Genomic DNA, 20,528 nt, shown 5'->3' with positions numbered 1-20,528 from the left:
TGTGCTCTTTGCGTCCTTCGTGGTTCAGACCTCCGCTCTTTCGCCTGCCGGAACGGCGCTGAGGGTTGTTCCGGCCTACGACGGCGATTCTCCCGAGACCAGCCTCTGCTGCGCCGCTAGGACGCCCCGCTAGGCGTCGATCAGCGACTCGGGCGCCTCGCGGAGGAACAGGTAGACCATCACCGCGCTGCCAACCAGGTCCATGGTCAGCAGCCGCAGCGCCATCATCTGGCCGACCTGGCTGGACAGGTACACGTACGTGGCCGAGGTGACCAGCGCCACGCCGACGGTGAACGTGAACGACACGCTCAGCCGGTAGGTCTGGTTGTGGTTGGCGCCGCGGAACTCGCGGAAGAACTGGAACACCATCGCCAGGAAGATGAACGACCCGATGATGTCCCAGTCGGTCGACAACGCCGGCAGGGCGATGAACGCGTCGTACAGGCCGTGCAGGATGGCCGCCACGCAGAACACGGCGACCGCCTCGGGGCCGAGCGACTTGGGGTGCCAGCACGCGCGGCAAACCGACAGGCCGACCAGCCCGGTGAGCGACATGTGCATGAAGTTGGCGGTGGTGAGCCGGCCGATGCTGCTTGTGCCCAGGTCGCCGCCGAAGTAGCCGATATTCTCGACAATCGCGAAGCCCAGGCCCACGCACGCGCACACGAACAACGCCTGCAGTTCCGACCGCTTGTACACCAGCACCGGGATGACCGGCAGCATCAGGATGAGCTTGGCGAGTTCCTCGCGGAGGCCCACGCCCAGGATGTAGTACTTGAGCCCGGGCAGCAACTCGTTGCTCGCCTCCAGGCCCCAGCCGTACTCCTGGTAGTAGATGAAGAAGTGGGTCAGCGGGATGCTGCAGGCGCCGAGCGCCACCGCCACAATGCACAGCAGCCACGACACGCCCCCCTCGCGGAACCGCCCCGCGTGGAGCAGGAACGCCAGCCAGCACAGCCCGGTGAAGCCGGCCAGCACGGCGGGGCCGGTCTCAAGGCGGTGGACCAGGGTGTGCGGGCTGAGCCTGAGCACGGTGAGCCAGTCGCCCCGCTCGGCGGCCCGGCTTGCGATCGCGTAGTACGGGATCAGCGATCGGTAGTCGGGCGAGCCGGCGAGTTCGGTCAGCTCGTCCCAGCGGTCATTGGCGATGAGCTCGTCCACCAGCATCTGGCGGGCCGGCTCGGCGTTCGGCAGGCCGCCCTCCACTCGCAGCGCGTCATACGCCTCCTGGGGGTCGGTCGCTTCGGGGAGGCTGAGGGCGAGGGCGTAGTTAGCGTACGGGACGGGTGGACGCACGGCCGCTATCCGGCGGAGATCGGGAGTGGGTTCTTTGTCGGCGATGCTGAGGGCGAGCTCGTTGCCGACATCAGCGGCCTCCTGCCCCCAGGCGCCCGCGGCCGTGTCGAATAGGTCGGCGGGCGGGGGCGGGTCGTACACGGCGCCGATCATCCAGGCAGAGTGCAGGATGTCGTAGTAGCTGAGATTGGGCTCCGCTAGCATCTGCCGCACGGCGGCCCAGGGGTCCTGCGGGGAGCTGCTCGCCTGCAGGAGGGCACGGACCATGGGGTCGCCGGCCCGTTCCCCAGGCAGCCACCGGACCAGCAGGCTAACGACGAAACCGGCGGCCACGATGCCGATCGCGACACGCCACAGGAAGCCCGGGTCGTGGGAGCGGCGGGCGAGATTGTCGGGCCAGGGCATAGGGGGCGATCAGGTGGGACGGCGAGCCGAAGCAAGACAAAACCACCGCTCGCGGCCGCCCGCCTGCCTGCGATTCTGGACCCGCTGGAATTCTGTTACGATGAAACCGCCCGCCGATTCTACCTTCAGGGACGCCCGCATGCCACGCGAACGGATTCTCAGCAGCGAAGACCAATCCCAGCCGACCCCCCCGCCCGCGCCTGCCAACATGCTGGAGTCGCGCGAGGAGGATCCCGCGCTGCGCCCGAAGCACATGAAGGAGATGATCGGGCAGCGGTCCGTCTACGAGCGGATCCGTGTCGCGGTGGACGCGGCGATGATGCGCGGCGAGCCGCTGGGTCACATCCTGCTGGACGGCCCGCCCGGTCTGGGCAAGACCACGTTCGCAACCTGCATCCCGCGGGACCTGGGCGTGGAGCTGCAGATCGCCAGCGGCGCGGCACTCGCCGCTCCCAAAGACCTGCTGCCCTACCTGACCAACGCGCAGGAGGGGAGTGTGCTGTTCATCGACGAGATCCACCGGCTGCCCAAAGCGGTGGAGGAGTTCATGTACCCGGCGATGGAGGACTTCCGCATCGACATCACGCTGGGCGAGGGGGTCAACGCCCGCACCGTGAACATGAACCTGCGTCCGTTCACGATGATCGGCGCCACCACGCGGACCGGGCTGCTGTCGGCGCCGCTGCGGGACCGGTTCCAGATCCGCGAGCACCTGGAGTTCTACACCGACGAAGAGCTGACCACGATCGTGCTCCGCAACGCGGCGATCCTCAAGTGCCCGGTCGAGGAGGCCGCCGCGCGGAAGATCGCCGGCTGCAGCCGCGGCACGCCGCGGGTCGTGAACAACCGGCTGCGGTGGGTACGGGACTTCGCCACCAGCCGCGCCGACGGCGAGGTGACGCTGGAGGTGGCGGAGAAGGCGTTGGCGATGTCGGGCGTCGACTCGCTCGGCCTCGACCGGCAGGACCGCAGCTACTTGGAGACCATCCTGCGGGTGTTCAACGGCGGCCCCGCCGGCGTGGACGCCATCGCCCACACGCTCAACACCGCGCCGGACACGCTGACCGACGAGGTCGAGCCGTTCCTGCTGCGCGAGGGCCTGGTGGTGCGGACCTCCCGCGGCCGCAAGATTACCAACCGCGGCTACGAGCACCTGGGCGAAACCCCGCCCGAGGCGCCGGCCGGCCGCAGCAGCGAGGAGCTGCCGCTGTTTGAGTAGCCGCCGCTCCGGCTAGGTAGCCGACGGATTACATCCGTCGGAGAACCCGGGGATCGGGCGTGGAGTACAGGACGGCGAACCCTGGGGCCTCCGACGGCCGTAGGCCCTCGGCTGCCGGGTGAAGGAGTCGCAACACGTTTCATTTGCTAAACCGATTGAGATCCTGACCGCCTGTGCAATCGTTCCTGCTGATGTTCGGCGTCGCGGCTTGCGCGACGGCGGTGATCTGGATCAAGAAGAGCGACGTTGACCCGGTGCTGCTGTCGGGGCTGCGGCTGTTGGTGGCCGCGGTGGCGCTGACGCCGCTGTTCGCGCGGGACTGGCTGCGGTGGCGGGCCGAGGTGACGCCGCGGCACTTCCGCGACGCGGCCATCCCCGGTGTGATGCTGGCCCTGCACTTCATCACGTGGATCATCGGCGTGCGGATGACGTCGGTGGTAAACTCGACGCTGCTGGTGAACCTCACGCCGATCGTGATGCCGCTGATGCTGATCCGGCTGACCGGCGAGTACCCGACCCGGCGGGAGCTGCTCGCCACGGTGATCGCCGGCGCGGGGCTCGCCATACTGTTCGTGGCGGACTTCAACGCGAGCTGGGAGCACTTCAAGGGCGACTTGGTCTGCATGGGGTCGATGCTGCTTCTGGCGTTGTACCTGACGCTCGGCCGCCGGTACCGGCACCACCCAACCGTCTGGCTGTACCTGGTTCCGCTGTACTACACGGCCGCGGCGCTGGCGTTCGCGCTGACGCCGCTGCTGTCGGAGGACACGTCGGTCGACTGGCGGCGCGAGTGGCCGTGGGTGCTCGCGCTGGGGCTGATCCCAACCGTGCTGGGGCACTCGCTGTTGAACAACGCGATGCGGCACTTCCGCGGCCAGGTGGTGGGGCTGGCCAGCATGATGCAGTTCGTGATCGCCGGCGCGCTGGGCTACCTGCTGCTGCCCGAAGAGGCGCCCGCCTGGTCGTTCTACCCGGCGAGCGTGCTGATTGTGATTGCGGGCGTTATTGTGGTGCGGCGGCCGTCGTCGCGGGCCGTCGCGCATCCCGACGCCACAGCCACAGGAACAGCGCCGCCAGCGGCAGGCACGCCCACTGGTAGCCGGTGAGTCCCAGCCACAGGCGGGCCTCCGGGCGGATGAACTCGGTCGCGAAGCGGTACGCCAGGTAGGTCAGGATGTAGAGCTTCACCAACTGGCCGGGGAACATGCCACGGCGGCGCATCGCGACCAACGCTAGGAAGCAGGCGAAATGGAACGCCGCCTCGTAGAGCTGCGTGGGATGACGCGGCTCGGGGCCCTGCGCCGGGAACACCACGCCCCAGGGCAGGTCGGTGGGCACGCCGAAGCAGCAGCCCGCGCGGAAGCACGCCAATCGGCCGATCGCCACGGCCAACGCCACCGGCGCGGCGAACGAGTCGCCGGTCTTGACCCGGATACCGAACGCCCACTTGGCCGCCTCGACCCCCATGTAGCCGCCGATCAGCCCGAACAGGATGGTCTTGCCGTCAGCGAACCAGGCCATGCCGCTGGCCAGGCCAGCGGGGTCGCTCAGCACGAAGGGGAGCTTGGCGGTGATCATCGCGCCGCAGAACGCGCCCACGCCGATCGCCAGCCGCTCCTCCCGCGAGAGCGGCAGCGCCGACTGCGACCGCCGCAGCAACGCGCCGCACGCGACGACCGCCGCGAGCATGATCAGGGCGTAGATGGGATCGAACGCTGCGAGCATGGACCACGTTGCAGCTTGCTAGTGCGGATCGCGGGAGTCGGATTCAACGGAATTGGAGGAGGCGTGTTCCTGCCACCACGTTGGGAGTCGCGGGTTGATGAACTTCCAGCCCACGCCATGGTACGAAGGTCGAAGCATTTCAATTGCTATGACAATCGTCATGCACGCGAGAGAGGCATTGGCGACGGTCAATAGGCTGACAGCTCGGTACCTAAATGCAGCAGTGCAGAAGGCGACAAACACCACAGCCCACATGAGTTCTAGTGGGCGACTAACACGAAACACATTGCAGAACAAGAAGAACGCGAGTAGCGGCATGCCGATGGCCAGCACCAACTCTTCCACGGGCTCGTGCATCGAAAAGATCGCTGGCGCCGCCAACACACCAAGCAACCCAAGGATGAGCACAAGCCCATCTGTCGCTGAGATGCGGAAGCCTGGGGAGAACTCGCGAGGTCTCAATCTCGTTGCTCCCGTGGCTTGAGCTCTGTCACGCCGCTTCAGCCCCCCCCAGCGGTCGCGAACTCCAACGCGGTCCACTCCTGGCGGGGGGGGGTGTTCGGTGGCTTCCGCTGGTTAGAACCCCCGTGCGGCCTTCACGTCCTCGAAGTCGCGGAGGTGGTACTCGATGCCGGCGGCGTCGAGCATTCCGCAGAGCGACCGGCAAGCGACGCCGAAGCCGTCGGGTCCGCTGAACCCGCCAAACTGGCCGCCCCCCTTCAGGTGCGGCTCGAGGTCGAGGAACACGCCGGGGATCCCGCGGCGTTTGAGCTTCTTCTCCAGCTTGGGGATCATCTCGCGGAAGTCGCGGAAGATCAGCTCGTGGGCGCTGTCGCCGATGTCGGCGGGGACGAAGTTTTTGAGCTTGTCCTCGTGCACGTGGCCGCCGCGGGTCAGGCTCGGGTCGCGGTAGTCCTTGATGTGCATCCAGCCCAGGCTGGGCTTCATCTCGACGTACTGGGCGTAGCACTCGATGTTCGAGTACCCCTGGCTGATCAGGTTGCCGCCGTCGAAGATCGTGACCAGCGCCGGGTGGTCGACCTGGCGGTGCAGCTCGGCCATGAGCTGGCCGGACTGGCCGATCAGGTTGGCCTCGACCTCCAGGCCGAAGGTCAGGTCGCTGCGGTGGCACGCCTCGGCGATCTGGCCGAGCTGGTCAACCGCCTGCGGGACGTGGTCCCACGGGTCCTCGCCCTTGGGCGGGTAGAACGAGAAGCCGCGGATCAGCTTGGTCTCGAACGCGTGGGCCCGCTCGCACGCCTTCGCGACGTCCTTCTTCAGGTACTGCTTGAAGGGCACGTAGCGGTTGCCGGTTCCGTCCTCCTGGTCGACGAGCTTCACCTTGCCGATCGGCGAGCCGATCGACGTGACGTTCATGCCGTACTCGTCCTCGAGCTTGCGGACCTTGGTGATCTCGGCCTTGGTCAGGTCCATCACGTTCTTGACGCCGTTGCCGACGTCGATGAACCGCAGGCTGTAGTACTCCAGCCCGAGGGCGGCGAACGCGGCGAACTGTTCGACCGCGGCCTTGTGGTTGGACGCCTCGTCGGCGAATCCGGACAAGATGACTCGGGGGGCGGCAGACATGCAATCAGCTTGAGGTGCGAGGAGGGGGTGTGAGAGCGATATGAGAGGGCCGCTACATCACCGAGGTGTGCTGCACGGAGACCGTTTCGGTGATGCCGCCGCGGGCGCTGAAGGCGGCCTCGACCTTCATCCACTGCGGCTCGATCACCGCGACCAGGTCGTCGATGATGGTGTTCGTGACGTTCTCGTAGAAGATGCCCTGGTTCCGGTAGCTCTGCAGGTAGAACTTGTAGCTCTTCAGCTCGACACACTTCGCCCGGGGGGTGTAGGTGAGCGTGATGACGCCGAAGTCGGGCTGGCCGGTCTTGGGGCAGACCGAGGTAAATTCGGGCGCCACGATCTCGATCTTGTAGTCGCGTTCGGGGTACTGGTTCTCGAACGTTTCGAGCAATCCGCGGAAGTCAGACATGGCCTCGTGTGCTCCTTTTGGGGGGGCGTCCATTCTGGCATGATGGGGGAGAAGAGAGAAGGGACCCGCAGAGGCCCCAAGTACGACTCGCCGGCCGCGCCGCCGGTCCGTCCCCACCCCGCGTGACCCGCCATGCCCCCACAAGACTTCGCCGCCGGCGACCGACCCAAGGCGGTGGTGCTGCTGTCCGGCGGCCTCGACTCGGCCACGACCGCCGCGTGCGCAGCCGACGCCGGGTGCGAGTTGTACGCGCTGAGCGTCGACTACGGTCAGCGGCACCGGTTCGAGCTCGAGGCCGCCCGCCGGGTGGCCGATCGTATGCGTGTCGCCGAGCACCGCACTGTGACCGTCGACGCCGGGCAGTTCGGCGGCAGCGCGCTGACCGCCGACATCGCCGTCCCGCAGGGACGCTCGCATGACGAGATGGCCGACGGCATACCGGTAACCTACGTCCCGGCCCGCAACACATTGTTCCTCTCGCTGGCGCTGGGGTACGCGGAGTCGATCGGCGCCGCCGACCTGTGGATCGGCGTCAACGCGGTGGACTACAGCGGCTACCCGGACTGCCGACCGGAGTTTGTTGAGGCGTTTGAGAGGTTGGCCAACGTGGCGACCAAGCTGGGCGTCGAAGGGGCCTGCCGGTTCCGCGTCCACGCACCGCTGATCAAGTTGACCAAGGCCGAGATCGTGAAGCTCGGGGTGAGTCTGAGGGTGGACTACGGGCTTACTCACACGTGCTACTCGCCGAACGACGCGGGGGTCGCTTGCGGTCGCTGCGACGCGTGCCAGCTCCGCCGCCAGGGGTTTGCCGACGCGGGGCTAATGGATCCGATCGATTATCAGGCGTGATCGGCTGTGCAGAACGACCCTCCACCGACCGACTTCAACCCGTACGCCTCGCCGTCGGTTGATACGGCCGCCGATCGCGCCGAGGCAGATGCTATGATCACGATCCACCGCCAGTGGCGGTTTAGCGACTGGAGTCGCGGTTACCGAGTGATGGTCAACGGCAAGAAGGTTGGAGTGATCCGGAATGGCCAGGTGAAGTCATTCGCTGTGGCGTCGGGCCCCTGCGAGGTGTCGGTGCGGCTCGACTGGTGCGGCAGCCGCAAGGTGGGCTTCGAGCTATCACCAGACGAAGATCGGCGACTGGAGTGCGCCAGCGCTTTCACGCTGGTGACCAACATCCTCCAACCCTACTATGCGTTGTTTAGAAGGGACCGCTTCCTGACGCTCCGGATGGTAGACTAGTTGTTTGCCAACGCGTTCCGAGTACGAGTCCAAGCCGGCTGCTGTGAGAATCGCTGAAATCTACCGATCGATCCAGGGCGAGGGCCTGCTGACCGGCACGCCCAGCGTGTTTGTCCGCGCTAGTGGGTGCAACCTGCGATGCTGGTTCTGCGACACGCCGCACGCCTCCTGGTCGCCCGAGGGCGTCGACCTGGCCGTCGACGAGATTGTCGCGCAGATCGAGGAGTGGGACTGCCGGCACGTAGTGATCACCGGCGGCGAACCGATGCTGTTCGCCGAGCTGATACCGCTGTGCGAGAAGCTGCGTCTGCAACGGCGGCACATCACGATCGAGACCGCCGGCACGCTCTATCTACCTGTCATCTGCGATTTAATGTCGGTTAGTCCCAAGCTGTCGGGATCGGGACCCGACGCGGATAGGCACCCGCACTGGCGGCGCCGGCACGAGCAGACCCGCCACCGCCCAGAGATTGTGCGCCGGTTGCTCACGGAGTTTGACTACCAAGTCAAGTTTGTTGTGGACGAGCGCAATGAGTTAGATGAGATCGAACAGTGGCTCGATGACTTGGGGAAGGTCGACCGCGAACGCGTGCTGCTCATGCCCCAGGGCGTTGAGCAGGGCGAGCTCGCCTGCAAGGCGGAGTGGCTGCGTCCCTACTGCCAAGACAACGGTTACACGTACTGCCCACGCAAGCACATCGAGTGGTTTGGCTCGGTGCGGGGCACGTGATCGGTGCGGCGGTCCGCGGTTTCTGCTCCTTTTCGTTGCGCACGGTATTAATAGATCGTTTACACCTCACTGTAAGCTAACTATTCTGATTGACCGTTTGTTAATGGTCGTTTGTTGGGCGACTCTCCCCTCGAGTTGTTTGGATTAGTTAGGAGTGCATTGTGGCGAAGCGTAAGGTGAACAAGAGCGAGTCGGTCCGCAGCTACATGGCGAAGAACCCCAAGGCGGGCCCGTCGGCGGTGAGCGAGGCGCTTGGGAAACAGGGCGTTAAAGTCACGCCGCAGCAGGTGAGCACCATCAAGGCCAACGCCAAGAAGAAGACGTCCGCAAAACGCAAGCCAGCCGGCGGCCGCAAGCGGGCGGCTTCGAAGAGCTCCGCCAACGGCTCGTTCCGTGTGCAAGACCTGCTCTCGGCCAAAGACTTCGCCGAAAGCGTCGGCGGCGTCGAGAAGGCCAAGAGCCTGCTGGCGGCGCTCGAGGAGCTGCGCGGCTAGTACGTCACAACCAGGTCCGCCCGGAGGTTAGGCTATGCGGTTGCTTTGTTCGCTGGCGGTGCTGTTGTTGGCGCCGCAGTCCGGCGCTGCCGCCGAGCCCGCCGAAGCCGAGGTCCCCTACAAGCAGGGCGCCGATCTTACGGACTACGAACGCGCCCGCTGCGTGCTCGATATCTACCCGCCCGCGACCGGCGCCAAGGCGGCGCCGGTCGTGGTCTTTTTCCACGGCGGCTCGATCACCGGCGGCGACAAGCAGACTTGCCAGGCGATCGCGGACCTGCTCACGCCCCGGGGCGTGATTGTGGTGTCCGCCAACTACCGGCTCTCCCCCTCGGCCAACTACCCCGACTACGTCGAGGACGCCGCGGCCGCGGTCCGTTGGGTGCACGCCAACATCGCTGACCGAGGGGGCGACCCTGGCCGGCTCTACATTTCTGGCCACTCCGCGGGCGGCTACCTCACGATGATGGCGGCCGCGGCGCTGGGCCACTACCAACCCGGGGCGGCCGCACCGGACTTGCCGCTCGCCGGGCTGATCCCGATCGCCGGTCAGACCGTCACCCACTCGACGGTCCGGCAGGAGCGCGGCCTGGGGACCGAGACGATCGTTGTCGACAGCGCAGCGCCGCTCGGCAGGGTGCGTCAGCCAGGTCCGCCGATGCTGCTGGTCTGCGGCGACCACGACCTGCCGCGACGCCTGCAGGAGAACCAGCTGCTGCTGGCCCACTTGCGGGCGATCGGCGATGCCCGCTCACAGCTGGTGGTCGGCCGCGACCGTGACCACGGCACGATCTACGAAAACTGCGACGACCCCGGCGACCCCGCCGGCCGGGCGATCGTCGAGTTTATCCTCGGCAAGCCTCCGTCCGGCGAACCAAGACCTGCCAAACCAGAGAAGCCACCGGCCCGCGGGGCATGACCGCCCCACGGACCCGATTAGCTACTGGCTGTTGGGCCTAAGCCGGCAGACCTACTCTTTCGAGACCGTCCGTGCGACCTCGCTCACGCCGCCGGCGGATGGGTTGAGCGGCGTCAGCTTGAGCTGCAGCTCGTACTTGCCGGCCTTCATGCGGTACTGCTCGTGCGGCCACGCTCCCCATGAGTCGTCGCCGCCGACGCCCATCTGCCGGTAGTCGAGGTTGAGCGTCAACACCTCACCCCGCTGCAGCTCGTGCGGGTGCCGGGCCCGCTGCAACGCCCGCTGCGTGTACGGCCAGACGCTGAAGTCGAACCGCGGCCCGGCGATCAACAGCCCGCGGCCGCTCTCGTCCGCCATCGCCAGCCAGCGGGCGTCGGTCCGGTTGCCGTTCTCTTGCGGCCGCACGTACTCGTGGATCAGCTCGCTGGTGGGCATCGCGTAGTGGCCGACCGGGGCGCCGCTCTTGCGGTCCCAGTAGGTCTCGTGCGGGCCGCGGCCAAACCACTCGACGGCGGTGAAGCTGGTGGGGACCTCGGTCCGCAGGCCGACGCGGGGGATGTCCGGCAGGTCGCCCTGGGCGTCGAGAGCGAACGCCACGCCCAGCGCGCCGTGGGAGTCGAGCGTGTAGGTCGCCCGCTCGGTCGCCTTGCCGTCCAGCAGCTTCCACTCGCACTCTACCGTGACGGCCGAGTTCGACGCGTCGCCCAGCTGGCAGCTCACCAACTCGCGGTCGCGGCCGGCGCGGCGCCAGTCACGCAGGCGGCGGGGCATCTGGTTGCCGTTGTCGTTGTCGATCGGCGCCCGCCAGTAGTTGGGAACCAACGGCGCGGTGATGAGCGGCTCGCCGTCCTGGGCGATGGAGTCGACGTGGCCGGTCTGTTTGCTGACGGCCACCGTCACCCCGCCACTGGTCAGCACAATCTGGTCATCGGTCTCGTTGGCCCGCGGCTTGTGCTGAGCAAGCTCGATCGCGGCCTCGCTGGGATTGGCCTTCAGGTCAAATTGGTCCACAGCCACCTCGTGCCCTGCCGGCGCCCAGGGCGCCTGGTCCCGCAGCACGTAGCGGACCGTGAGGATCGCTTCCTGGCCGGGCGCGGCGTCGACTGGCTCGATCGGCAGCTCGACCTCGGCCGATTCGCCGGCGGCTGCCTCGGGCGCGGCCTGACGGCCCTCCTGCACGGCCTTGCCGTCGACCTCGACGGTCCAGGTCAGGTCAAACGGCGCGAGCGACTGGTGGTCGTACTCGTTCTTCACCACGTATACGCCCGGCTGGTCGCCGGCGGCGGTGGAGATCCGCTGGTAGACCTTCTTCACCTCGTAGAGCGACGGGTTCGGCACGCGGTCGGGACGCACCAGGCCGTTGCAGCAGAAGTTGGCGTCGTTGGGGCGGTCGCCGTAGTCGCCGCCGTAGGCGTAGAACTCGGTCCCATCGTCGTCCTTCTTCAGCAGGCCCTGGTCGACCCAGTCCCAGATGAACCCGCCCTGCAGGTTGCGGTGCTCGCGGATGGCGGACCAGTACTCCGGCAGGTTGCCCACGCTGTTGCCCATCGCGTGGGCGTATTCGCAGAGGATCAGCGGGCGGTCGGGCGACTTGGTGGCGTAGTCCACGATCTGGTGGATCCGGGCGTACATCGGGCAGCGGATGTCGGTGTTGCGGTCCCGCCAGTAGGCCTGCTCGTACTGCACCGGGCGCGACGGGTCGCGTTCCTTGATCCAGTCGTAGTTGGCCATGAAGTTGACGCCGTTGCCCGCCTCGTTGCCGAGCGACCAGATCACGATCGACGGGTAGTTCTTGTCCCGCTCGACCATGCGGCGGGCGCGGTCAAGGTGGGCCTCGCCCCAGCTGGGGTCCTTGGCCAGCGACTCGCGGCCGTAGCCCATGCCGTGCGACTCGATGTTGGTCTCGTCCACGACAAACAGGCCGTACTCGTCGCACAGGTCGTACCACTCGGGCACGTTCGGGTAGTGGCTGGTGCGGACCGCGTTGATGTTGTGCCGCTTCATCAGCAGGATGTCTTCGATCATCGACTCCCGGCTCATGGTGTGTCCGGTGACCGGGTGGTGCTCGTGCCGGTTCACGCCGTTCATGTAGACGTACTTGCCGTTGACCAGCAGCACGCCGTCGCGGATCTCTACCTCGCGGAATCCGACGTTGATCGCTGTAGACTCAAGCGTCTTGCCTTCTCTATCCTTGAGGGTCAGCACCAAGCGGTACAGGTTGGGGGTCTCGGCCGTCCACAGCGCCGGTTCCGAGACGCTCATACCGATCTCTGCCCTGAGCTCCTCGCCGGCGGTCGCGTTGCTGGTGGACTCCTGGCCAATGAGCTCGCCGTCGAGGGTGTACAACGCCAGCTCCAGGCTGGCGGGCTGTTCCGCACGGATGTCGGCGTCGACCTTCAGCGTGGCGTTCTTGTACTCCTCGTCCAGGTCGGTCGTGACCTCGAAGTCGACGATTCGCGTCGCCGGAAGCCCTTCCAGGTACACATCCCGGAAGATGCCGCTCAGCCGCCAGAAGTCCTGGTCCTCGAGGTATGAGCCGTCGCACCAGCGGAACACCTGCGCGGCGAGCACGTTCTCGCCATCCTGCAGGAACGGGGTGAGGTCAAACCGCGCCGGCGTGCGGCTGCCCTGCGAGTAGCCCACCATCTTGCCGTTGACCCACAGGTAGAACGCGGACTCGACGCCGTCGAAGTTGATCTCGACGCGGCGTCCCTTCCACTCCGCAGGCATGGTGAACGTGGTGCGGTAGGAGCCGACCGGATTGCCATTTTGGCCGGCGATCTTGGGCGGGTTCTTGTCGAACGGGTACGTGACGTTGGTGTAGATCGGCTGCCCGAAGCCCTGCGTCTGCCAGTCGCCCGGCACGCGGATGTCTTCCCAGCCGCTGTCGTCGAAGTCGGCGGCGTAGAAGTCCATCGGCCGCTCCTCAGGCGTGCGGACCAGGTTGAACTTCCACGTGCCGTTGAGCAGCTTCACGTACGGCGAGTCATCCCGCCGGCCCTCCTTCGCGTCGTCGGCCGTGTCGAAGCGGAAGAAAGTCGCGTGCGCCGGCAGCTTGTTCCGGCTGATGACCGACTGATCCTCCCAATCGTTGGCGAGGCATTGGCACGCGGGGGAGAGTGCTAGGAGGGCGAGCATCAGGGTTCGTGAGCGCATGGCCTGTTTCTATGGGGGTCGGTCGCGTGGTTAAGCTAAACAATTAATATATTATGGTCGCCCGAGCAGGCTCAAGAAAGTCGCCGGCGGTTGGGGCGGGCCGCAGCAATGATTCACCTCTCGTCGAGCGGGCCGGCGCCGTGTGCCACCGCCCACGACCAAGGCCTCCGCAGCAGAAGAGTGAGGGCGCCACGCAGGCATGCGACGCCCATTAGCCGCGCAGCAACCCGCTCATTGGACCACGGCACGGGGGCGTTTTCACCCCAAAAGCCAATAGATTCTCAGAGTATTGCGGCCGACCCGCCTAACCCGGTTGTCGCAGCCCCAGGCGCCGAAGTCCATCCTTGCGTACCGCGATCTCGATCCACCTCGGGTTCGCCAGGTACCAGGCGACGGTCTCCCGGACGCCGTCGTCGAACGGAATCGATGGCGCCCAACCCAGTTCGCTGCGGATCTTGCCGGCGTCCAGCGCGTAGCGGCGGTCGTGGCCGGGCCGGTCTTCAACGTGGCGTATCAGGTCCGCGCGCGGCTTGCCGCCGGCCGGGGGCGACAACTCGTCCACCAGCCGACAGACCCTGCGGACCACGTCCAGGTTGGTTTGCTCGTTGTCGGCGCCCGCCAGGTAGACGCCGCCTGGTTGACCACGGGCGGCGAGGTCCAGCAGCGCCCGGCTGTGGTCAGCGACGTGCAGCCAATCACGGACCTGCAGGCCGTCCCCGTAGACCGGCAGCGGGGCGCCTGCCAGAGCGTTGAGGATGATGGTCGGGATCAGCTTCTCCGGGTGCTGGTACGGCCCGTAGTTGTTGGAGCTGTGGCAGGTGACCGTCGGCAGGCCGTATGTTCGATGGAACGCCCGCACCAAGTGGTCGGAGGCCGCTTTGGAAGCGGAATAGGGCGAGTTGGGCCGATAGGGGCTCTCCTCGGTGAAGCGTCCCTCGGGGTCGAGCGACCCGAACACCTCGTCGGTCGACGCGTGGACGAAGCGGAACTGCCCGCGCGACTCGCCGGTCAGGCCCTCCCAGTAGCCGAGCGTCGACAGCAGCAGCGTTGACGTGCCGCCGACGTTCGTGTCGACGAACGCCGCGGGGGCGTCGATCGACCGGTCGACGTGCGACTCGGCGGCCAGGTGCACCACCGCATCGGGTTGGTGGTCGGAGAGCAGCGAGCGTACCAGCGGGCCGTCGTTGATATCGCCTTTGACGAAGATCAACCGGTCGGCCGCCTGAGCGCCGGGCAGCGATTCCTTCCGACCCGCGTAGGTCAGCTTGTCCAACACCACCACCCGGGTGTTTGGCGACTCCAAAGCGACCCGCACCAGATTGGCGCCCACGAAGCCGGCTCCGCCCGTTATCAGCAGGGTTGGCATTGCGGTTACTTGGCGAAGCAGGGTGGGTGGACGGCTACCAGCCATCTTCAGCACTGGTCTGTGAGCGGTCAACCGAAAGGCGTCGCGGCGCCCTGAGATTGATTTGCGGACGCCTGCACGGTATGGTCAAGGGGACCGGACGGCCCTGAAGTGGCTGTCCGCCCCACCCGAAATTGATCGTCCCGCCCGGCGTCGCTCGATCCCACCCCCGCGACGACATAGACGCTGCCTGCTGCAACACCGACAGCCCGGCGGACGGCTCTAGAATACGGCACTGACAGCGGCGCGAGAGTTGCAACGTTGGTGAATCGTTGAGACGGCACAGAACCGGCCTGGAGTAAGTGCCAGCGAGTGCGTATGGTTCGCCCCGCTGCGGGCGGCGGGCCCCGATCAGACTCCGCAACCACTATTCAACTGAAGCGAATGGCGAAGACGGCGCTCATCACCGGCATCACGGGTCAGGACGGGTCCTACCTGGCGGAGCTGCTGCTCTCCAAGGGCTACCGGGTCTGGGGAATGATCCGCCGCGCGTCGAGCTTCAACACGGGGCGGATTGAGAGCATCTACCAGGCCCCGCAGGCCGACGGCGCCAGACTGCGACTCGTCTACGGCGACCTGGCCGACGGGTCGGTGCTGAACCGCCACCTCAAGACGATCCGTCCCGACGAGATTTACAACCTGGGCGCCCAGACGCACGTGAAGGTGTCGTTCGACCTTCCCGAGTACACGGGCGACGTCACCGGCTTGGGTGCGGTGCGGTTGCTCGAGGCGATGCGCGAGACGGACCTCGACGCCCGGTTCTACGAGGCGTCCTCGTCCGAGCTGTTTGGCCTGGCCAGCGAGAGTCCGCAGACGGAACAAACGCCTTTCCACCCCCGCAGCCCGTACGCGTGCGCCAAGGCCTACGCGTTCTACATCACGCGGAACTACCGCGAGTCGTACGGCATGTTCGCGGTGAACGGCATCCAGTACAACCACGAGTCGCCCCGCCGCGGCGAGACCTTCGTCACCCGCAAGATCACCCGCGCCGCGGCCGCCATCGCACTCGGCAAGCAGGAGCGGGTCTACCTGGGCAACCTGAACGCCGAACGGGACTGGGGCTACGCCGGCGACTACGTCAAGGCGATGTGGCTGATGATGCAGGCCGATCGGCCTGAAGACTACGTCGTGGCGACCGGTCAGACGCACAGCGTCCGCGATTTCTGCGAGCGGGCGTTCTACCGCATTGGCCGCCCGCTGACCTGGCGCGGCGAGGGCGTGGAGGAGCACGGCGTCGACGCCACGGGACGCACGCTGGTGGCGGTCGACCCCAACTACTTCCGCCCGGTCGAGTCCGAGTGCTTGCGCGGCGACGCCACGAGGATCCGTGATGAGCTCGGCTGGCGCCCCGAGCACACCTTCGAGCAGCTGGTGCACATGATGGTCGACGCCGACCTGGCGGCCCTACGCCCGAGTACGCCGGCCAAGCCGGTCGGGTCTCCGCACTCGCACGCCGCCTAGCGAGACTCGGGGCCGCTACTTGCTCTTCTTCAGCGTCAGATCAAAGTCGACGGGCGTGCTCTGGCCCGCCGCGATGTCCGTTGTCAGCTCGGTGGTGGCGTTGTAGCGTGGCGGGATGTACTGCTCGCGCATCGGGGTGGCGTCTCGGCTGCCCGGCTCGGAGGAAATCGTCCGCCCGGTGTCCCGTTCGGCCGTGATCGCGACCTTGTACGAGCCGGGGGTCATCTTCTTTGCGGGGGTAACCCGGTAGGAACCGCCACTGATGTCGGCGGCCACCGGCCCCTGGCCCGGCCCGGCGGCCGTTGGCGTGAACATGATCAGCCCCTCGTCGACCGGTTTACCATCCGCGGTCACCGCACCGGAGAACTCGCAGTAGTTGGCGGTTTCGGAGCAGCCGCCGGCTAGCAACAGAGCGGCAACGCAGGCAATCGCGGTACGCGGCATCGAGCGATCCAGGAGGAAACAAAGGAATCGGGCGACAGGCTACAGGCCTTCCGCCAGGACCTCTTCGCCCTGCGGGGTGCACATGGCCTGCCAGACCTCGAAGTTGACGCTGTCGGTCAGGAAACGCGCGCTGCTGTCGCCCATGACCAGGTTCACTCCGCCCGGGTGCTTGCTGCGCGCCGCCTGGTACCAGCCGCCCTGCCACTGGTTCAGCGTCTGACGGCAGGGCGCCTCGTTCTCGACCGACACGCACCACCTCGTGCGGTCGGGCAGCGAAGCGGTGTCGTTCGGCAGGACATTATGCATGTACATCACCGCGGCGCCGAAGTGCAACGCCCCGCGGGTGTCCTCGCCCGGTACGTTGATGACCTCCGTCAGCATCGCGGTCTTGCTGGTGCCATCGGTCACCTCAGACAGCTTGCGGCCGTGGTTCACCATGAACAGCCCGATCGCGCCCAACGACGAAGTCGTGCTCGCGTAGGGCGGGATCGGCCAGGGCTGAACGCCGGAGGCCTCGGACGTACGCTGCTTTGGGTCGGGGTTCTGCATGAACACCTGGCCGATGCCGGCGTTGACCGCGTACGACCCCCGCGCGCCGTAGAAGTCGTTGACGATCTCGACCGGCTCCAGCGACGGGCAGCTGAAGGTCTCGAACTTGATGTGGTGGGCCCGGTTGCCGTCGTCCTCACGCTGGGCGAGCGGCTGGGTCCAATCGGCCATGCCGTAGGCGTTAGCCTCCTCCACGTACTGGAGGATCTGGGAGACCCAGCTGTGGAGCGTCGGGTCGCTGGTGACGTTGAACCGCTGCGCTGCCCCAACCGGCAGCCGCTTGTTAGACGACTCGTAGTTCATCATCGCCAGGCTTACCTGACGCAGGTTGTTCAGGCAGGACGATCGGCGGGCCGACTCGCGGGCTGCTTGCACCGCAGGCAGCAGGAGGGCGATCAGGATGCCGATGATGGCGATCACCACCAGCAGTTCGACCAGGGTGAACGCGCGGCGGGCCCGCCGCGCCGACGGCGCGAAGTGAGGCATAGACATACGACGCTCTCGATCAACCCGAAAGGGAGAACAACGGGGGAACGCTCGGCCGCCTCTTCCGAGATTCAATCTAGGATTTGCACCTGCGGGAAGCAATACGTCTCCGACCGGATTTAGGCCCCTGCCGGGCCAGGATCGCCGGGTTGCGCATACCCGAATTTGGTCTGAATTCGCTTGAGTTCGCGAAAGCGACTCGATAGCCTCAAACTCAGACGGACTACCGCCTTACCGCGGTGAGTCGTTCGTCTACCGGAACAGAGGAGACAGGCGCCTTGCGTGCAGACTGCGCGCTGGGGGCCTTTTTTTGTGCCCTGGCCCTAAGGCGCGTGCATTGTCGTCCTACCTAGCTCAACATCCTTTGGCTCTTGGGAGTATTGCTCATGATCGGCAACATGCGATTGGTGCTCGGCGGCTGTCTGCTAACCAGCGCGGCGCTGTGGTCGCCCAACCTAAACGCCGCGGTGCTGGAGGAGTTCCTGTTTGACGACGCCGCCGGCACGGCCATCGAGGCGGCGGCCAACAGCGCCGTCCCCACCCACCTGTTTGACGTCGACGCCGACCTGGTGGACGTGACCACAAACGGCCTGGGGCAGCTAGACGCGTCGCTGAAGGCGAACAACGAGTTCGGCACGACCTATGTCGACGCCGATGACGTCGCGGTGGGCTCGCTCTACGGCGTGCTCGATTTCAGCTACGCGTTCGACTCCGCTACGCTCGACGCCGCCGAGAACGAAGAGATCCGCATCAGCTTCATCCAGTTCGACCCCCGGTCCACCTTCGTTACCACTGAATTCGAGTTCCAGCGCGAGGACGACGACACCGTCACGCTGCTGGGCAACGGCGTCGGCGACGGCGCCACGGACATCGATCCGGTGGTTGTGCCCAACGCCGCGTCGGTGCTGGCGGTGCTGGCCGCCGACCTCGACAAGGACGTCTACCAAGTCCACTACTCGCTGGACGGCGGCGCGTCGTTCACGACCATCGGGACCGGGCTGCTCGACCCGACGCGAGGCTTCGGGTCGCTTCGGCTCACGCTCAACAACGACCTTTCCAACGACAGCGTGCTGATCGACTCGATCACGTTGCTGGACACCAACCCCTACCCAGGCCTGATTGCCGACATCTCGACGATCCCGGAGCCCGCATCCGCTAGCCTGCTGGCCTGCGGCGTGCTGCTCTCGATGCGGCGTCGGCGCCCCGCCTGCTAGCCGACCCCCGGCGACCGGGGGCGCCCGCCCCCCGGTGTTTTGTCCCCTAGGAGTGCTATGCCCGTGACAAGCCGCCTTTGCCGCGTCCTGCTTGCCGTTCTGCTTCTCGGACCCTGCTTCGGCGGCGCGGCTCACGCCCGCGAGAAGCTCGTGGCCACCCGCTTTGCGGTGACCAGCGGTCATCCCGCGGCGTCCGCCGCGGGGCTATCGGTGTTGCAGCAGGGCGGCAACGTGGTGGACGCCGCGGTTACGACCTCGCTTACGATGGGCGTCGCCGCGCCGTGGGGGTCGGGCCTGGGCGGCAAGATGGTGATGCTGTACCGCAACGGCGCCACCGGCGAGGTGCACTGCGTCGAGGCTCTTAATGCAGCGCCCCGCGAGCTCGACCCGGACAAGTTCGCGGCTCTGCCCCGCGAGGACCGCCGCCACGGCTTCGCGGCCGTTTGCGTGCCCGGCCTGCCAGCGGGGCTGGCGCTGGCGCACGGCCGGTGGGGCTCGCGGGATTGGGACGAGGTGGTGCAGCCGGCCGTAGAGCTGGCCGAACGGGGCATCCCGTTCGACCAAGAAATGCAGCCGCTGTTCCGCCACAAGGTGGCCCGGCTGCGGCACGACCCGGGCGCGGCGGGGCTTTACCTGAGCAACGGCAAGGCGCCTGGCGTCGGCAGCAGCATGCAGTTCCCTGACCTCGCGGCGACGCTCCGCGAGATCGCCGCCGAGGGCGTGCAGGCGTTCTACAAAGGGGAGATCGGAAAGCGGATTGTCGAGGCGTGCCGCGCCGGCGGGTCGGACCTTACCCAACGCGACTTCGCCACGTACGAACCCCGCGTCCCGCCGCCGCTGACCGACTCGTTCGGCGGATACCGCGTTTGCACCTCGCCGCCACCCACCACCGGTGGGGTCACGGTGCTGGCCGCCCTGAAGACGCTCGAGGGGGTCGATTGGACTAAGGAAGACACGCACGACATCCATTCCATTGAGAAGCTGTGCGGCGTGCTGCTGGAGATCTACCCGCGGATCGACAGGGAAATCGCCGACGTGGTGGACTCGGTCGAGATGGCCAAGGGCCTGCTTGCGCCGGAGTCGATCCGGTTGATCCGCCGCAACGCGTTGGCGATCGCCGAGGACGCCGCGGCCCGCGACAAGAAGTCGCAACCCGTGCCGCAGCCGCTCGAGCCGACCATGGACGACGAGTCCGACGCCAGCACCTCGCACCTGGTGGTGGCCGACTCCGAGGGCAATGTGGTCTGCATCACGCAGTCGCTCAGCTTCCACTTCGGCGCCAGCGTCGTGGCGCCCGGCACGGGGGTGCTGCTCAACAACAGCATGAGCAACTTCAATGTCACCAACCGGAAGTCGGTCAACACGCTGGCGCCCGGCAAACGCCCTCGCAGCACCGTGGCGCCGGTGATCGTCGAGGAAGAGGGCCACGTCAAGCTGGCGCTCGGCATCCCGGGCGGCCAGCGGATCCCCTCCACCACCATCCAGCTGCTGCTGGACGTGCTGGGGTCGGGACAGGAGCTCCCGTCCGCACTGGGGCGCTGGCGGTACCACCTCCGCCGGCCGATCTACCGCGGCGAGCCGAGCAACTTCATCGACTTCGAGGAGGAGGCGCCGGACGACCTTGTGGGCCAGCTTGTGACCCGCGGTTGGCGGACCGAGGAGCGGCAGAGCGACGGCAGCTACTTCGGCGGCGGCAATGGGGTGCAGTATTTGCCCGACGGCCGCCTGCTGGCCGCGGCCGATCCACGCCGCACGAACGACGCCGCCGGGAAGTAGCA

19 protein-coding genes are annotated in these 20,528 nt (G+C 66.8%); 10 read left to right on the top strand and 9 right to left on the bottom strand.

Annotation, left to right across the window (positions count from 1 at the left end; genetic code table 11):
* Nucleotides 1-129: 129 nt before the first annotated feature.
* Entirely contained in the window at nucleotides 130-1,701 is a 1,572-nt protein-coding gene (locus KOR34_RS18795) for a PrsW family glutamic-type intramembrane protease (protein WP_146567037.1), read from the bottom strand.
* 139 nt (nucleotides 1,702-1,840) lie between these two features.
* On the opposite strand from KOR34_RS18795, the gene ruvB reads away from it, so the two are divergent.
* Together ruvB and KOR34_RS18785 are read left to right on the top strand one after the other, a co-directional pair.
* Nucleotides 1,841-2,920 carry a Holliday junction branch migration DNA helicase RuvB gene (gene ruvB / locus KOR34_RS18790; RefSeq protein WP_390620791.1) on the top strand — a complete coding sequence of 360 codons (1,080 nt, stop codon included), beginning with the start codon at nucleotides 1,841-1,843 and terminating at the stop codon, nucleotides 2,918-2,920.
* A gap of 173 nt (nucleotides 2,921-3,093) precedes the next feature.
* Nucleotides 3,094-4,026: a DMT family transporter gene (locus KOR34_RS18785; protein WP_146567033.1), complete on the top strand. Its 933-nt coding sequence runs from the start codon at nucleotides 3,094-3,096 to the stop codon at nucleotides 4,024-4,026.
* Here the strand turns inward: KOR34_RS18785 and KOR34_RS18780 are convergent.
* The 4 genes from KOR34_RS18780 to queF all read right to left on the bottom strand — a co-directional run bounded on the left by KOR34_RS18780 (nucleotide 3,923) and on the right by queF (nucleotide 6,641).
* On the bottom strand, nucleotides 3,923-4,645 hold the full coding sequence (locus tag KOR34_RS18780; protein WP_146567031.1) for a prolipoprotein diacylglyceryl transferase: 723 nt from the start codon (nucleotides 4,643-4,645) through the stop codon (nucleotides 3,923-3,925). The two genes, KOR34_RS18785 and KOR34_RS18780, sit on opposite strands and share 104 nt — an antisense overlap.
* Nucleotides 4,646-4,663: 18 nt before the next feature.
* Nucleotides 4,664-5,107, bottom strand: coding sequence for a hypothetical protein (locus KOR34_RS18775; RefSeq protein ID WP_146567029.1), 444 nt, complete (start codon nucleotides 5,105-5,107; stop codon nucleotides 4,664-4,666).
* A gap of 114 nt (nucleotides 5,108-5,221) precedes the next feature.
* Entirely contained in the window at nucleotides 5,222-6,232 is a 1,011-nt protein-coding gene (locus tag KOR34_RS18770) for a sugar phosphate isomerase/epimerase family protein (RefSeq protein WP_146567027.1), read from the bottom strand.
* A gap of 52 nt (nucleotides 6,233-6,284) precedes the next feature.
* The gene (queF, locus tag KOR34_RS18765; RefSeq protein WP_146567025.1) at nucleotides 6,285-6,641 is read right to left on the bottom strand and encodes a preQ(1) synthase; all 357 of its coding nucleotides are present in this window, start codon (nucleotides 6,639-6,641) and stop codon (nucleotides 6,285-6,287) included.
* 132 nt (nucleotides 6,642-6,773) lie between these two features.
* On the opposite strand from queF, the gene queC reads away from it, so the two are divergent.
* The 5 genes from queC to KOR34_RS18740 all read left to right on the top strand — a co-directional run bounded on the left by queC (nucleotide 6,774) and on the right by KOR34_RS18740 (nucleotide 10,035).
* Nucleotides 6,774-7,490: a 7-cyano-7-deazaguanine synthase QueC gene (gene queC, locus KOR34_RS18760; protein ID WP_146567023.1), complete on the top strand. Its 717-nt coding sequence runs from the start codon at nucleotides 6,774-6,776 to the stop codon at nucleotides 7,488-7,490.
* A gap of 6 nt (nucleotides 7,491-7,496) precedes the next feature.
* Nucleotides 7,497-7,892, top strand: coding sequence for a hypothetical protein (locus tag KOR34_RS18755; RefSeq protein ID WP_146567021.1), 396 nt, complete (start codon nucleotides 7,497-7,499; stop codon nucleotides 7,890-7,892).
* A gap of 43 nt (nucleotides 7,893-7,935) precedes the next feature.
* Complete coding sequence (locus KOR34_RS18750) at nucleotides 7,936-8,622, top strand: 7-carboxy-7-deazaguanine synthase QueE (RefSeq protein ID WP_146567019.1); 687 nt, start codon at nucleotides 7,936-7,938, stop codon at nucleotides 8,620-8,622.
* A 161-nt stretch (nucleotides 8,623-8,783) separates the two neighbouring features.
* Nucleotides 8,784-9,116: a hypothetical protein gene (locus KOR34_RS18745; protein ID WP_146567017.1), complete on the top strand. Its 333-nt coding sequence runs from the start codon at nucleotides 8,784-8,786 to the stop codon at nucleotides 9,114-9,116.
* Nucleotides 9,117-9,150: 34 nt separating this feature from the next.
* Nucleotides 9,151-10,035: an alpha/beta hydrolase gene (locus tag KOR34_RS18740; RefSeq protein ID WP_146567015.1), complete on the top strand. Its 885-nt coding sequence runs from the start codon at nucleotides 9,151-9,153 to the stop codon at nucleotides 10,033-10,035.
* 51 nt (nucleotides 10,036-10,086) lie between these two features.
* Here KOR34_RS18740 and KOR34_RS18735 read toward each other — a convergent pair whose 3' ends face one another.
* Together KOR34_RS18735 and rfbB are read right to left on the bottom strand one after the other, a co-directional pair.
* Nucleotides 10,087-13,191, bottom strand: a complete 3,105-nt coding sequence (locus KOR34_RS18735; protein ID WP_146567013.1) for a glycoside hydrolase family 2 TIM barrel-domain containing protein — start codon at nucleotides 13,189-13,191, stop codon at nucleotides 10,087-10,089.
* 304 nt (nucleotides 13,192-13,495) lie between these two features.
* Nucleotides 13,496-14,557 carry a dTDP-glucose 4,6-dehydratase gene (gene rfbB / locus KOR34_RS18730; RefSeq protein ID WP_146567011.1) on the bottom strand — a complete coding sequence of 354 codons (1,062 nt, stop codon included), beginning with the start codon at nucleotides 14,555-14,557 and terminating at the stop codon, nucleotides 13,496-13,498.
* Between the two features lie 423 nt (nucleotides 14,558-14,980).
* Between rfbB and gmd the strand changes: the two genes are divergently transcribed.
* On the top strand, nucleotides 14,981-16,057 hold the full coding sequence (gene gmd / locus KOR34_RS18725; protein ID WP_146567009.1) for a GDP-mannose 4,6-dehydratase: 1,077 nt from the start codon (nucleotides 14,981-14,983) through the stop codon (nucleotides 16,055-16,057).
* 15 nt (nucleotides 16,058-16,072) lie between these two features.
* On the opposite strand, the gene KOR34_RS18720 is transcribed toward gmd, so the two are convergent.
* The gene (locus tag KOR34_RS18720) at nucleotides 16,073-16,501 is read right to left on the bottom strand and encodes a hypothetical protein (RefSeq protein WP_146567007.1); all 429 of its coding nucleotides are present in this window, start codon (nucleotides 16,499-16,501) and stop codon (nucleotides 16,073-16,075) included.
* A 39-nt stretch (nucleotides 16,502-16,540) separates the two neighbouring features.
* Nucleotides 16,541-17,542 (bottom strand): DUF1559 domain-containing protein, encoded by a 1,002-nt coding sequence (locus KOR34_RS18715; protein WP_146567297.1) that lies wholly within the window; start codon nucleotides 17,540-17,542, stop codon nucleotides 16,541-16,543.
* Nucleotides 17,543-17,922: 380 nt separating this feature from the next.
* Here KOR34_RS18715 and KOR34_RS18710 point away from each other — a divergent pair, with 380 nt between their 5' ends.
* Nucleotides 17,923-18,750: a hypothetical protein gene (locus KOR34_RS18710; protein WP_146567005.1), complete on the top strand. Its 828-nt coding sequence runs from the start codon at nucleotides 17,923-17,925 to the stop codon at nucleotides 18,748-18,750.
* 150 nt (nucleotides 18,751-18,900) lie between these two features.
* Entirely contained in the window at nucleotides 18,901-20,526 is a 1,626-nt protein-coding gene (locus KOR34_RS18705; RefSeq protein ID WP_197531578.1) for a gamma-glutamyltransferase family protein, read from the top strand.
* Nucleotides 20,527-20,528 lie beyond the last annotated feature (2 nt).

Origin of the sequence: Posidoniimonas corsicana (assembly GCF_007859765.1) — a bacterium.
Taxonomy (GTDB): domain Bacteria; phylum Planctomycetota; class Planctomycetia; order Pirellulales; family Lacipirellulaceae; genus Posidoniimonas; species Posidoniimonas corsicana.
The sequence above is the reverse complement of the archived record's forward strand: the minus strand, read 5'-3'. Positions and strand labels throughout refer to the sequence as shown.